This window comes from Xylella fastidiosa, from assembly GCF_011801475.1.
Taxonomy (GTDB): Bacteria; Pseudomonadota; Gammaproteobacteria; order Xanthomonadales; family Xanthomonadaceae; genus Xylella; species Xylella fastidiosa.
In genome coordinates this window covers 427828-441205 of the sequence record NZ_CP044352.1, presented here as the reverse complement: position 1 = coordinate 441205, position 13378 = coordinate 427828, and the positions used below count along the sequence as shown (strand labels likewise).

Genomic DNA, 13378 nt, shown 5'->3' with positions numbered 1-13378 from the left:
AATTATCAGTTCCCAAGCGCGATACGAACGACCGCAAAAACGCTGGCGACCGCGCCAAGGACAGCGATAAATCTCACCATCGTCTGGAGTGTCAAAGCCAGAAAAGAGTTGTGGATGTAATCCTCAAGTACCACCTGCAAACCGAGCTGCGCATGCCAAAAGGCAGCGACCAGGAATCCAATGAGCAATATTGCATTCCAAGGTTTGGCGACGGCTGCAACCGCTGCTGCATAGTCGACACCAAGCAAAGTCAGCAAAAATGCCAAAAACCATACTCCCAGCAATACTAATGCAATCGCAGTGAGGCGCTGCAACACAAAATGCCCGGTCCCCACCTTAGCAGCACCTAGACCACGGGCATTTTTGAGTGGTGTACGGTAACGACTCATACAGTCCCCCGGCCAACAACCACATAGCCCCATACACCAGCGGTGATGACAATGCTACCGAGTACGGAAGCCCAACTGGAACGAAGAAAGCTGCTGATAGCAAAACCGCAACCAAAGTCCTGCGCAATATGCCGGATACCGTTGCACAAGTGGTAACCGAAGCACCACGTCCATACAAGCAAGAAACATTGGCCGTACCAGAGATTGAGACAACTTCGAAAATAATCCCAAGGCTCCGGGCCAAACATCAACGCCAACAAGCCTGCAGCGATGACAAGTACTCCCAGCGAAAGGAAGACCCCAGTCGCACGATGCAGAATCGACGTAACCATTTGCATTTGCCAGCGGTAGACCTGCAAATGAGGTGAAAGAGGGCGTTCTCGGGTCGCCATGGTAGAACTCGTTATCCCGGCTGAGCAGCACATTGGCCGCGTTGACTGAAACTGCAATCAGAAATCAATACAGCGCCCATCTTTCTCCCAATCCCCATAACGCACCGGATCCAATCCACCACGCCCGCCAACCTCTTCAAGATTAGATCGTTGCTTCAGATCGGCAGTTGCGTTTTTCGCTATCTCCTGGGAATCCTCTGGAGCAGAGCAGACAGAAAACATACGTTTTTCACCAATAAAATTTTGGAACTCTGATAGGCCTGAACCTGACATCACAAATCATCACAAGAATGCACTGAAGCTTTTTGTATCCGGAAATGGATAAAACTCAAGAACCAACTTTCCGCGATTCACGACATCTAAAATACCGATCCGCATCTTTATCCGAACATATAACTAGGGTCTCTGTATACATCCTGTATACATTCAGCAAAAACGCTTACTGAGCGTCTTATCTTAAAAGAACCTGCAAGGCAGTGCGGTCTATCCCTATAATCCTCTTCAAACCGGCTGCGATTCTATTCCTCTCCCCAGTGACTGACAACCTCCAAAGCAACGGACAGACACTCTTCCCACTGCCATCGTATGAAATGTTGCGCATTTCAGGCGCAGATACACTGAGTTTCGCACATGCCCAATTCAGCAGCGATGCACAAGGCCTAGCCATCGGCAAGTGGCACTGGAGTGCTTGGCTAACTCCGAAAGGACGTGTCACTGCATTGTTCGCCTTATATCGTCCTGCTGAAAACGAATTACTGTTGATCCTACCCGATGGAGAAGCAGTGATGATGGCCACCCAACTGCAACGCTATATCTTCCGACGTAAAGTACAGATCGCTGTGGAGCGGAATCTCATTACAACCGCAACTTACGACACACCGGTACACGCCACAGGTACGCAAGCAGCGCAACTTGACGGAATCACCGAATTGGACGTTAGCGGAATCACTCTGCCAAGACGACTACTGCTAGTACCAGCTGCCGCCATGCCACCACGGGTCCCCGCATTCGAAGCGCAATGGCGCGCGGCAGATTTACGATTGGGGCTACCACGCCTGGACGCAAGCCAGCGCGATCAATGGACACCACAGCAGATCGGCCTAGACGGGTTGAATGCCTACAGCATACGCAAAGGTTGCTATCCCGGGCAGGAAATCGTTGCACGTACTCATTTCCTCGGCAAAGCGAAACGCCGCGCTCAGCTACTGGCCATCAATACTCATGTACAGCCAGGGGAAACGGTCAAAAGCGCAGAGGGCGACATCGGCCAGGTGGCCAGCGTTGCAGAGGGTCTAGCACTCGCAGTACTTCCAATAGACACAGAATACGGTGAACTCAGAGTCGCCGGAACACTGGCAACACCCCTTCCTTTCGTCGCCGGGCTTGCACGCTGATATAGGCAGATCCGGCGACACTCGCCTGCCCATCAACTGGAACCGAACCACATTCACCCTTGAGACAGATGTAAGAATGGGAACTGTCAAAAACACATCCACCAAATACTAAACACAGTGCATCAAGCCACACATTGAAGCACCTTAATGACCGGCCAAACATTCACCAGAAACCGCGTCAAACACATGTAACCGATCAGGCTGCACCGCCAACGGCAATGACTCGCCGATCCCCGGCAACTCCTGAGGCGGCACCCGCAAAATGAGTGCCAAGGCACCACAGCGCAGATGTAAAAAAACCTCATTACCGACTGGCTCCAACGCTTCGATAGTCGCCTCCAATGCCACTGGTTCACCAAGACCCGCCGGACGTATGTGCTCCGGACGTACCCCCAACACCACATCACGCCCGAACCAAACTGACTTCGGAATCGCACCAGCAAACATGACGCGCTCACCGGATACCAAGTGCAGTTCCATTCCACCTGCAACCGCCTCCAATCGGCCAGACAACATGTTCATTGCTGGATTACCAAGAAAACCAGCAACAAACAGATTCGCCGGATGGTCGTAAAGCACCATCGGGGTATCAATCTGCTGGATCACTCCATCTTTGAGCAACACAATACGGTGACCGAGAGTCATCGCCTCAACCTGATCGTGGGTCACGTAAATCATCGTCGTACCAAGCTTGCGATGCAGACGCGTGATATCAGAACGCACACTGTTACGCAGTTTTGCGTCTAAATTGGATAACGGCTCATCCAATAAAAACACTGCTGATTCACGTACCATCGCCCGCCCCAACGCAACACGCTGGCGCTGCCCACCAGACATCGCTTTAGGCAAGGTATCCAGCAGAGAAGTCAAACCAAGCATCTCGGCCACATTCTTAATGCGCTCGGCAATGGCCTCCGTGGAATACCCCCGCAGCTTCAGCCCGAACGCCAAATTCTCAGCGGCCGTCATATGGGGATACAACGCATAGCTCTGAAACACCATTGCGACATTACGATCCTTCGGCGGCACGTCATTCACCACACGCTCACCAATACGCAACGTGCCGCTACTGATATCTTCCAACCCAGCGATCATGCGCAACAACGTCGATTTACCGCATCCTGACGGTCCCACCAACACCATCAGCTCACCGTCATTAACTTCGAAACTGATTCCAGGAACTACCACCTGGCCGTTGTCGTACACCTTACGGATCGCTTCCAACTGCACTTTGGCCATGCCATAAGCCTCAACGGAACAAACATCGCTGTCCCGGCCCCGAAAGCAACCGGACCGCGCGGCCTTAGCCGCATCTAGCGATTCTGACATGACATTGACATCATTTTCACATCACACCACCAAATCACCACCCACCTACGCCATCCATTCCAAGAAATCACAAGCGGGTTCGCACTATCACCCGCTCCCATCCCTACTCCACCAACCCAGCACTAGCACATACACCACCAAACGCAACGATTAAGCCACGCATCAACACATGCTGCTCACGCAAACAAAAACACCCCCACACCAACAAACGTTAACATCCAAATCCGAGACCAGGTCCATGCACAACACCCTCTTATTGTTTGGCGCCACCGGCGACCTCGCCCAACGCTATCTCTTCCCCTCCTTACTGCAACTGTTTACTGATGGCTTATTGCCACAAGACTTCCGCATTCGTGCTCTGGCCTTGTCACCCCATAACACCACACAATTCCGCGACATCCTGCGCACGCGCTTGGAACAAGCACTACCCATCGCCAACACCGCGCACATCCAAGCCCTACTACAACGTGTCGACTACCTTTCCGTAGACTTGAACGACCCAACATCAATCGCCGAAGCAGTCCGAGATCTGACGGAACATCCCTGCATCAGCTACTTGGCAATCCCACCAGGCCTGTATACCAACACCGCCCTAGGATTGGCACAAGGAGGGGCACTGCAGACACCACACCGATTGATGCTGGAAAAACCGATCGGACGCGACTCAATAAACGCACGCGAAATCCTAAACACCATCGGCACACTGATTGACGAAGATCGCATCTTCCGCGTAGACCACTATCTAGGCAAAGCAGCAGTGCAGAACCTCGTCGCACTGCGGTTCGGAAACACCCTGCTAGAAGCGGTATGGAACCGAAACCACATTGAGTCCGTACACATCCTCATCGCCGAAACCGAAGGCGTCGATGGCCGCAATGCTTACTACGCACGTGCTGGCGCACTACGTGACATGATGCAAAGCCACATCCTGCAACTCCTATGCCTGGTCGCTATGGAACCCCCGGTCTCTATGGAAGCCGACCGCATACGCGACGAAAAAGTCAAAGTCCTGCGCGCACTACGCCCACTGAACGCCCAAAACGCCGCAATGCACAGCGTGCGCGGACGCTACAGCGCGGGCACCATTAACAGCCAACCAGTGCCAGCCTATCAACCACCAGAAGGCAGCAATGTAGAGACCTTTGTCGGTGTCACCGCATACATCGACAACTGGCGCTGGGCGGGCGTACCGTTCCATCTATGCACAGGAAAACGCTTGGCCGAACGCTCAACCCAAATCGTCGTCACCCTCAAACCCGTCACACACTGGCTATTTGAACGTCCAAACCGGAACAATGCAGCACCAAACCGCCTGTGCTTCAAACTACAGCCCCAGGAAAATATCGAACTAAACCTGATGAGCAGCCTGGCCGGCCCCGAATGGGGAACCCTAGAACTGCAACCGCTGGAATTGGAGTTATCCGTCCCAACCGGGAAACATCGCCACATCGCCTATGAGCGCCTTTTCCTCGACGCATTCAACGGCAACCCTGCGCTATTTGTACGTCACGACGAAGTCACAGAAGCCTGGGCTTGGATCGACAGCATCAGCAATGCCTGGGAACTGTCCGACTTACCACTGCAACCCTACCCCGCCGGCGGCTGGGGCCCACCTCAAGCCCACCAATTTCTGCCGCCATTGGGGATTGATGGCCATGGAAACAACGCATGAACGCACCACAGGCTCCCGTACTGGTCGCAGACATTGGAGGGACTAACGCCCGCTTTGCGCTCGCCAACCCCACCCTAACCTCAGCACCACTGCTGAACGACAGCATGCGCGAATTCGCCGTCATCGAATTCCCCTCACTGGGCGAAGCTGCACAGCACTACCTGCATCACATCGGCATACATACCACCAAAGGCGTCTTTGCGATCGCCGGACACGTAGACGGCGATGAAGCACGTATTACCAATCATCCCTGGGTCATCACACGCACGCGCACTGCAACAATGCTCGGCTTCGACACCCTGCACCTCATCAACGATTTTGTTGCCCAAGCGATGGCCATCAGCGTGTTAGGCCCTCAAGATGTCATCCAAATCGGCAGTGCCAAATGGGAGCAATTCCCGCTATCAGCAGCCACTCGCAACTACGGCATCATTGGCCCCGGCACCGGCCTAGGCGTCGGCGGCCTGATGATTCGCAACGGCCGCTGCTATCCGCTAGAAACCGAGGGCGGCCATGTCAGCTTCCCGCCAAGCACCCCAGAAGAAATCCGGATCCTGGAAATCCTGTCACAACAATTCGGACGTGTCTCCAACGAACGGCTGATCTCCGGTCCAGGGATAGTCAACATTCACCGCGCACTGAGCGAAATCGACGGAATCGACCCAGGTCCACTGCGCCCTCAAGACATCACCATGCGCGCCGCTGACGGCGACATACGCGCCACACGCACCATCAATCTGTTCTGCAACATCTTCGGCACCATCACCGGCGACCTGGTACTCATCCAAGGGGCTTGGGATGGCGTCTTTCTGACAGGCGGCCTCGTTCCCAAACTATTGAACTCAATACAGCATTCCGGTTTCCGCCAAAGATTTGAACATAAGGGTCGATTTTCGGCCATCATGGCCCGTATCCCCTCTTTGGCAGTGATCCATCCACACCCTGGCCTACTCGGCGCAGCCGCATACGCACGAGACACCGAGCAAGTCCCGCAGGAAATCAAGGCATGATCCCTACAAACGACGCACACATCACCTTGATGAACTACGACGACCCGCTGGAGTGGGCACAGAGTGTCACCAGAGAATTGGAGAACATCCTCCTCCAAGAGATCACCCAACGTGGCCGCGCCTCCCTGCTCCTCTCTGGTGGCACCACACCGGCACTCGTCTACGAAACCCTCGCCACACGGCCCCTAGACTGGTCCAAGATCGACATTGGCTTAGTCGACGAACGCTGGCTATCACCGCAAGACAAAGACAGTAACGCTTGGCTGGTACGACACACACTTCTGGAACACGCCAAGCACGCCACCTTCCTGCCCCTGATACGACCAGGCAAAACACTGAACCAATGCGTCCATGACGCCAACCTTCAGATCACCCATAGCCCCCCACCTTGCGCCGTAGTGCTGGGCATGGGCAATGACGGCCACACCGCATCACTGTTTCCAGGCTCATTGGATCTCCAAAAAGCAATAAACACTCCCCAACCCTACGTAGCACTCGATGCCACCGGCTGCCCCGGCGCCGGCGTCTGGCCACTGCGTATCACCCTCACTCCAGCCGGACTCAACAACATTCCACACCGTCTCCTGCTGCTACGCGGAAAACAGAAACTGAAAGTTCTGGAAACAGCACTCTCCTGCAAAGATGCACTGGACTATCCGATAAGGACCGCGATCGACCTACCAAATGCGCGCCTCCGCGTGCACTGGTGCGCTTAACCAAGCCCTCGCAAAAAGCGCTACATCCATCGTGGAAGAATACAAACCCTCGCAACAGATCCCACACCCTATCACTGGCCTGCAATGAGAGAGCAAAGTCAACTAAAACACCCTCTGCTCCATTCATAAACCCACCGCCCATGCGCCCACATCCCAACATTCAAGCCGTCACCGACCATATCCGCCAACGCAGTGCCACCACGCGCACCGACTACCTCGCCGGGATTGATGCAGCACTGCGCGACGGACCATCCCGCAGCCGCCTAAGCTGCGGCAACCTCGCCCACGGCTTCGCCGCCTGCGGCACGACTGATAAAGAACGTCTACGGGAAGCAATCACCCCGAACCTAGGCATCATTACCGCCTACAACGACATGCTTTCGGCACACCAACCGTTTGAACATTACCCAGACATCATCCGTAACACGGCGCGCGCACTGGGTGCCACCGCACAAGTCGCCGGCAGTGTCCCGGCCATGTGCGATGGTGTCACCCAAGGCCGTGCAGGCATGGAACTGTCGCTATTTTCACGCGACAACATTGCTCAAAGCACTGCTATCGGACTGAGCCACGACATGTTCGACGCAGCAATCTACTTGGGCGTATGCGACAAAATCGTCCCCGGCCTGCTGATCGGCGCATTGGCATTTGGCCACCTACCCGCCGCCTTCGTCCCTGCAGGACCCATGCCCTCCGGCATCCCAAACAAACAAAAAGCAGAAATACGCGAACGCTACGCGGCTGGTCAGGCAACACGTGCTGAACTGCTCGCAGTCGAGGCCGCCTCCTACCACGCCCCCGGAACCTGCACCTTCTATGGCACCGCCAATTCCAACCAAGTATTGCTGGAAGCAATGGGCGTGCAATTACCCGGCGCCTCGTTTGTCTCTCCAGGCACCCCACTGCGTGAGGCACTGACCCAAGCCGCCACAGAACGCGTCCTACACATCACCGCACTGGGGCAGGATTTCCGCCCGATTGGGCGATTAATCGACGAACGCGCCATCGTGAATGCCATCGTCGCCCTCATGGCTACAGGCGGCTCAACCAACCATACCATCCACTGGATCGCCGTCGCACGTGCAGCCGGCATCTTGCTAACCTGGGACGATATGGATCGCATCTCCCAAACCGTACCACTCCTGGCACGCGTCTATCCCAACGGTGAAGCCGATGTCAATCGATTCCATGCCGCCGGTGGCACTGCCTTTGTGTTCCGTGAACTGATGGATGCCGGACTGATGTACGACGACTTGCCAACCATCGTCGCAGGCGGCATGCGGGCCTACACCCAAGAACCTCACCTACATCACGGCACACTCGGCTACAGCCCCTCACCGACCACCAGCACCGACGCATCCGTAGTCCGCCCGGTGACCCATCCATTCGAACCCCAAGGAGGCCTGCGCCTCCTACATGGCAACCTAGGCCGTGCGCTCATCAAACTGTCAGCGGTTAAACCGGAATACCGGGCCATCGAAGCGCCAGCCGTGGTGATCGACACACCACAGACACTGCATAAACTGCATGCCGCAGGTGCACTCCCCAAAGATTTCATCCTGGTCGTTCGCTATCAAGGACCGCGTGCCAACGGAATGCCAGAACTTCACTCGCTGGCACCATTGCTAGGATTGCTGCAAAACCAAGGTCGGCGGGTCGCCCTAGTCACCGACGGACGTCTCTCCGGCGCCTCGGGCAAATTCCCGACGGCGATCCACTTGACCCCAGAAGCAGCACGGGGCGGCCCGATTGGACGCATCCGCGAAGGCGACCTCTTACGCCTTGATGGTGAAGCCGGCATCTTGGAAGCCCTGGTACCGACAACCGAATGGGAGACGCGCACCCCAGCCCCAAACACAGCAACCACAAGCAACGACCTGGGGCGCAACCTGTTTGCGATCAACCGCCAAGTGGTTGGCCCTGCCGACCAAGGCGGACTATCGATCTCCTGTGGTCCGAAACCTCCGGACAACCACGTGTGGAGCAACACTGCCAACGACACGCCAGACGATCACGCCACCTTGGCCCCCTGACAGACGAGTCCAAAGCCCCCTGAGACATCACCCAATACACAGCCCCAAATAGCACACACCGCTTGCCCTGAATCCCCTGTCCTATTCGACATCGCCCTATTTAAAGACACAAATGAGCATTACTGAAACCCAAAACAAAGCCGAATCCCTGTTATACAACGCCGGCATCCTACCTGTTGTAACCGTGGACACAGTGGATCAGGCGCGCCGTGTCGTCGGCGCACTGCTGGAAGGCGGCCTCACCACGATCGAACTGACCTTACGCACCCCAGTGGCCCTGGAAGCATTAGCAACTCTCAAGCGCGAACAACCAGAAATCACGATCGGAGCAGGGACCGTACTCAACGAACACCAACTCCGCCAATCAATCGACGCTGGAGCCGACTTTCTTATTACACCAGGCACCCCTCCCACCTTGGCACAGCTGCTAGCCGATGCACCAATCCCCGCAGTACCGGGTGCGGCCACAGCAACAGAATTGCTCGCACTCATGGTGTTGGGCTTCCACGTCTGCAAACTGTTTCCGGCCAATGTGGTGGGCGGCCTGCACATGCTCACCAGCTTGGCCGGCCCCCTAACCAATCTGAAACTATGCCCCACTGGTGGTATCAACGAAACCAATGCTAGCGACTATCTGGCACAACCCAACGTCATCTGCATCGGCGGCTCATGGATGGTTCCCAAAGACTGGCTCGTTCAAGGGCATTGGGACAACATCAAAAACTCCTCCTCAAAGGCCGCAGCAATCATCCAACAAGCGCGCAGCCACTAAATATCGATTCATCTGCAGATCTAGGGACATATCTGTAATCCCATGCCCAGTAGCCACTTATCGAAAAAGTAATCTGAAAAATCTGTTGCAGTTTTAGCGATCAAAAGATCAAAAATCACCCGTGTATTTCCTCGCTTCGTTCACACAACAACTAACCCACTAAGCGATCTATACAACATCAAACAATGACCAGTTTAATTAAAGTGCTTGCGCAGTATTTACTGCCCAGATATGATCGCAACCTCGATTTCCAGGGGCCATAGCTCAGTTGGTAGAGCGCTTGCATGGCATGCAAGAGGTCGCCGGTTCGACCCCGGCTGGCTCCACCAACGCACGCTCAACCAAAAACCAGGAAGCGGTATCAACATGCTTTGCGTCGTACGTCCCCATCGTCTAGAGGCCTAGGACATCACCCTTTCACGGTGGCGACCGGGGTTCGAATCCCCGTGGGGACGCCATATTTGCCCCCCTATGTAGGGGGGGCACCTTCTTTTTTAACTCATCTCAACCGTGCTAATGGATGTATACATGCCCATCTATCATTTTTTCCACATGGGCCTGAATCCTTCGCTATAATCCCCTCTCAATGCCGAAGTGGCGGAATTGGTAGACGCAGCGGACTCAAAATCCGCCACCCTTAAAAGTGTGTGGGTTCGAGTCCCACCTTCGGCACCAGGTAAATGTAAAGTAAAACTTAAAGGGTCAGCCTTTATAGGCTTGGCCCTTTTGTTTTGCTACAACATCGTCCCCTACTACGCTGTAGGCGAAAGGTCTACGGTGACCGGCAACGGCACAGCGACCAATCACCATTTCATCTCCCCAAACCCAAAGCAATTTCCAGTCATCTGCACACACTGTGCCCAACGAGTCGCAGTACTGCAAAACCTCAAGGAACGGATTGGCTTCAAACTTTGTGACCACATACATATAGGCACTTGGACTAACCCTCAAGCAACGCCCTCCACCCTGCTACCTACATTCAGATCGGCTGCGCATCGCATAGCGTCCAGCGGCGCTACGCACGCGGCAATCACCCTAGGCACGCCGCTATATTCGATCACATCCAGCGTCAAACGTGATCGAATATGCATTATGAATACTCAATCAATATCACACTACAATCAACTGTTATAACAATATGGCTTACAATTTTTTAAAATGTCATTAGCTGACAGTCTCCGGAAATGAGGTCTTTTCCATTGGCAGCTGCATTGCTTAAAAACGTCCAAAGAGAACGTCCTATAACAAATCAAGCATGGTCGCTGCATACCGATACTTGTGCCTCATCTAAATGATACTTCTCCACCAACATGACTTTGCTTTTGCTTTGCCAACAGCACAGCTTGTGCGCCTCCGCTAGAATGACACTGTTTGCTCCCCCCTCACTCATTGAGATATCCCATGTCAAAACTTGCCTATCACCGCGTTCTCCTCAAACTTTCAGGAGAGGCGTTGATGGGAAGTGCGGATTACGGCATTGATCCAAAAGTGATCAATCGACTGGCGGGTGAAGTCATTGAGGCACAAAACGCAGGTGCCGAGTTAGCCTTGGTGATCGGCGGCGGTAACATCTTCCGAGGTGCAGGTCTGGCTGCCAAGGGTATGGACCGCGTCACCGGTGACCAGATGGGGATGCTGGCAACAATCATCAACGCATTGGCAATGCAAGATGCACTGGAAAAGCTCGGCACCAAAGTACGAGTGATGAGTGCAATCAAAATCAACAACGTATGCGAAGACTTCATCCGCCGCCGCGCAATCCGTCACCTGGAAAAAAGCCGTATCACCATCTTCGCAGCGGGCACTGGCAATCCCTTTTTCACCACCGATTCTGGCGCGGCGCTACGCGCCATTGAAATTGGCGCAGATTTGCTATTGAAGGCGACCAAAGTCGATGGCATTTACAACAAAGATCCGCAAAAGCACTGCGACGCAGTCAAGTACAGCACGCTGAGTTACGACGAAGTCATTTCGCAGAACCTTGAAGTCATGGATACCGCCGCCTTCGCACTGGCACGTGACAGCAACCTACCATTACGCATTTTCGACATTGAGCAACCTGGCGTACTACTACGCATCTTGCACGGCGAAGAGATTGGCACTTTGGTCAAGGAACGCAACTCAAAAAGCTAAAAATGATGGCCTGCCCATGTAAAAACGCTCGATCATCTCTGCATATCCACGGCTGTTGAGGCTGAAGGTCAAATAGAAGGTAAGCAGGGCTCTGACCCGATACAACATTAAGACCGCTGTTGCGGATCTTTTTCACATTCGTATTGCGCTGACCATGCTGGAGATAGAGTCACATACACACTTTCAAAGTGCTTTTGCGCGATTCTCTTCAGCGGACATTTACGTCCCAATGTTTCTTTTCCAGACCAAATGACATGCGCAGGCAGCGATGCAGCGCAACATTGCAGTGCTTCAATCAAATACAACACCTCACCAACATTTGATAAATGCATGCACCGACTGCATCGACGAACAAAAGTAGGAAACTTAACAGCAATTATTCATGGCAAAGCGGTGAAGTCGGCCTATAAGCCGGGTTCTGTCATGAACAGCCATTCATCTAGGCACCGCGTCACCACGGTGCTCAAGCAACCTACCCGGATCCAGCACGAGCCACGCCATAGGATCCCTATTTGGTCTTGCTCCAGGTGGGGTTTGCCGTGCCGGTCCGTTACCGAACTCGCGGTGCGCTCTTACCGCACCATTTCACCCTTACCGAATCCTAGAAAGGAATATTGGCGGTATCTTTCTGTTGCACTTTCCGTCGACTCACGCCGCCCAGGTGTTACCTGGCACCTTGCCCTATGGAGCCCGGACTTTCCTCGGCATCCTCTCGGATGACGCGACTGTCCAGCCGACTTCACCGCCGCCGATTATCACACAGCATCTAACGCTATGTCTGCCAAGAAACGAACACACATTCGGCGTTAGACGATACAAACGATTTTATGCAATATCGGTTCGCTTAATTCAACTTCTGACGGAACACAATGCTGCTTCAAAACCAGACATTACGGACAAAATCCATGTATTTAAAAATTATGGGCGGAAAATCTCAAAATTCATTGATATATAAAAAGTAAATACACGTGATGCCGCTACGCGACATCTTTTACAACACTGATCCTTAAACAAGTATAGGGTTTGAGCACCAGTCCATACCGTTACAAGCCCCTAGTGCATCATGGCACTGCTTATTCAAGAAAATGAACACTACTCAACCACCATGAGCAAATCTGCGTGGATATCTTGAGAAGCTATATACATTGATCAGTTAAGGTAAGAAAAAATATTGCGCGCCGTAAAAGATAAGCGACAAGATAACCATTGGCATCAACGTGGTTTGAATGGCGTTATGAAAGGTGTCACAACCTTCTCACCCGTTTCAGCATCACGAATAACAGATTGGCCTTTCTTATCCACCTCTTCGATACGCACGATACTTTGCATCGGCAGGTGCAGCGTTTTAGTGTTCGCAAATTCATGGCGCAACTGCTCCTCAGTGGGATCGACCACAAGCCCACTATGCACATCAAACACCAACTCACTGATCTCGTTAAAACCCCACAAATGGCTACTGATCACACAACGGGCGTACAACTCATATACCTTGCCCTGGTTGACGAAAATAATTTTGTATAGTGTTTTTGACATGAGAT

14 protein-coding genes, 3 tRNA genes and 1 other RNA gene are annotated in these 13378 nt (G+C 53.5%); 10 read left to right on the top strand and 8 right to left on the bottom strand.

Going from position 1 to position 13378, the window contains the following annotated elements; genetic code table 11:
• Positions 1 to 5: 5 nt before the first annotated feature.
• The 3 genes from sdhD to F7G16_RS01830 are packed head-to-tail and all read right to left on the bottom strand — an operon-like array spanning position 6 to position 1057.
• Positions 6 to 389, bottom strand: coding sequence for a succinate dehydrogenase, hydrophobic membrane anchor protein (gene sdhD / locus F7G16_RS01840; RefSeq protein WP_004089286.1), 384 nt, complete (start codon positions 387 to 389; stop codon positions 6 to 8).
• Entirely contained in the window at positions 386 to 781 is a 396-nt protein-coding gene (gene sdhC / locus F7G16_RS01835; RefSeq protein WP_004089288.1) for a succinate dehydrogenase, cytochrome b556 subunit, read from the bottom strand. Before sdhC ends, sdhD begins: the two co-directional genes overlap by 4 nt.
• Positions 782 to 838: 57 nt before the next feature.
• The gene (locus F7G16_RS01830) at positions 839 to 1057 is read right to left on the bottom strand and encodes a DUF1674 domain-containing protein (RefSeq protein ID WP_011097601.1); all 219 of its coding nucleotides are present in this window, start codon (positions 1055 to 1057) and stop codon (positions 839 to 841) included.
• A 314-nt stretch (positions 1058 to 1371) separates the two neighbouring features.
• Between F7G16_RS01830 and ygfZ the strand changes: the two genes are divergently transcribed.
• Positions 1372 to 2175 (top strand): CAF17-like 4Fe-4S cluster assembly/insertion protein YgfZ, encoded by an 804-nt coding sequence (ygfZ, locus tag F7G16_RS01825; protein WP_004089294.1) that lies wholly within the window; start codon positions 1372 to 1374, stop codon positions 2173 to 2175.
• Between the two features lie 144 nt (positions 2176 to 2319).
• On the opposite strand, the gene F7G16_RS01820 is transcribed toward ygfZ, so the two are convergent.
• The gene (locus F7G16_RS01820; protein WP_011097599.1) at positions 2320 to 3414 is read right to left on the bottom strand and encodes an ABC transporter ATP-binding protein; all 1095 of its coding nucleotides are present in this window, start codon (positions 3412 to 3414) and stop codon (positions 2320 to 2322) included.
• A 328-nt stretch (positions 3415 to 3742) separates the two neighbouring features.
• Here F7G16_RS01820 and zwf point away from each other — a divergent pair, with 328 nt between their 5' ends.
• From zwf to F7G16_RS01780, 8 genes are all read left to right on the top strand, one after another.
• Positions 3743 to 5176 carry a glucose-6-phosphate dehydrogenase gene (gene zwf, locus F7G16_RS01815; RefSeq protein WP_004089298.1) on the top strand — a complete coding sequence of 478 codons (1434 nt, stop codon included), beginning with the start codon at positions 3743 to 3745 and terminating at the stop codon, positions 5174 to 5176.
• A complete protein-coding gene (glk, locus tag F7G16_RS01810) occupies positions 5173 to 6186 on the top strand; it encodes a glucokinase (protein WP_004089300.1) in 1014 nt (337 codons plus the stop codon). Before zwf ends, glk begins: the two co-directional genes overlap by 4 nt.
• A complete protein-coding gene (gene pgl / locus F7G16_RS01805; RefSeq protein ID WP_011097597.1) occupies positions 6183 to 6902 on the top strand; it encodes a 6-phosphogluconolactonase in 720 nt (239 codons plus the stop codon). The genes glk and pgl overlap by 4 nt, the downstream gene beginning before the upstream one ends.
• 140 nt (positions 6903 to 7042) lie before the next feature.
• Positions 7043 to 8935 (top strand): phosphogluconate dehydratase, encoded by a 1893-nt coding sequence (gene edd / locus F7G16_RS01800; RefSeq protein WP_038232799.1) that lies wholly within the window; start codon positions 7043 to 7045, stop codon positions 8933 to 8935.
• Positions 8936 to 9047: 112 nt separating this feature from the next.
• Positions 9048 to 9707 (top strand): bifunctional 4-hydroxy-2-oxoglutarate aldolase/2-dehydro-3-deoxy-phosphogluconate aldolase, encoded by a 660-nt coding sequence (locus F7G16_RS01795; RefSeq protein ID WP_004089306.1) that lies wholly within the window; start codon positions 9048 to 9050, stop codon positions 9705 to 9707.
• A 253-nt stretch (positions 9708 to 9960) separates the two neighbouring features.
• Positions 9961 to 10036 (top strand) — tRNA-Ala (locus F7G16_RS01790).
• A 53-nt stretch (positions 10037 to 10089) separates the two neighbouring features.
• Positions 10090 to 10165 (top strand) — tRNA-Glu (locus F7G16_RS01785).
• Between the two features lie 130 nt (positions 10166 to 10295).
• Positions 10296 to 10382 (top strand) — tRNA-Leu (locus tag F7G16_RS01780).
• A gap of 27 nt (positions 10383 to 10409) precedes the next feature.
• On the opposite strand, the gene F7G16_RS01775 is transcribed toward F7G16_RS01780, so the two are convergent.
• Positions 10410 to 10634 (bottom strand): hypothetical protein, encoded by a 225-nt coding sequence (locus F7G16_RS01775; protein WP_004089308.1) that lies wholly within the window; start codon positions 10632 to 10634, stop codon positions 10410 to 10412.
• Positions 10635 to 10654: 20 nt separating this feature from the next.
• The gene (locus F7G16_RS01770; protein WP_155115092.1) at positions 10655 to 10798 is read right to left on the bottom strand and encodes a hypothetical protein; all 144 of its coding nucleotides are present in this window, start codon (positions 10796 to 10798) and stop codon (positions 10655 to 10657) included.
• 310 nt (positions 10799 to 11108) lie between these two features.
• On the opposite strand from F7G16_RS01770, the gene pyrH reads away from it, so the two are divergent.
• Positions 11109 to 11840: a UMP kinase gene (gene pyrH / locus F7G16_RS01765; RefSeq protein WP_004089310.1), complete on the top strand. Its 732-nt coding sequence runs from the start codon at positions 11109 to 11111 to the stop codon at positions 11838 to 11840.
• 391 nt (positions 11841 to 12231) lie between these two features.
• On the opposite strand, the gene rnpB is transcribed toward pyrH, so the two are convergent.
• Both rnpB and F7G16_RS01750 read right to left on the bottom strand, forming a co-directional pair.
• Positions 12232 to 12581: RNase P RNA component class A (rnpB, locus tag F7G16_RS01755), an RNA gene on the bottom strand.
• A 471-nt stretch (positions 12582 to 13052) separates the two neighbouring features.
• Positions 13053 to 13373 carry a DUF1820 family protein gene (locus F7G16_RS01750; protein ID WP_004089314.1) on the bottom strand — a complete coding sequence of 107 codons (321 nt, stop codon included), beginning with the start codon at positions 13371 to 13373 and terminating at the stop codon, positions 13053 to 13055.
• Positions 13374 to 13378: the final 5 nt, after the last annotated feature.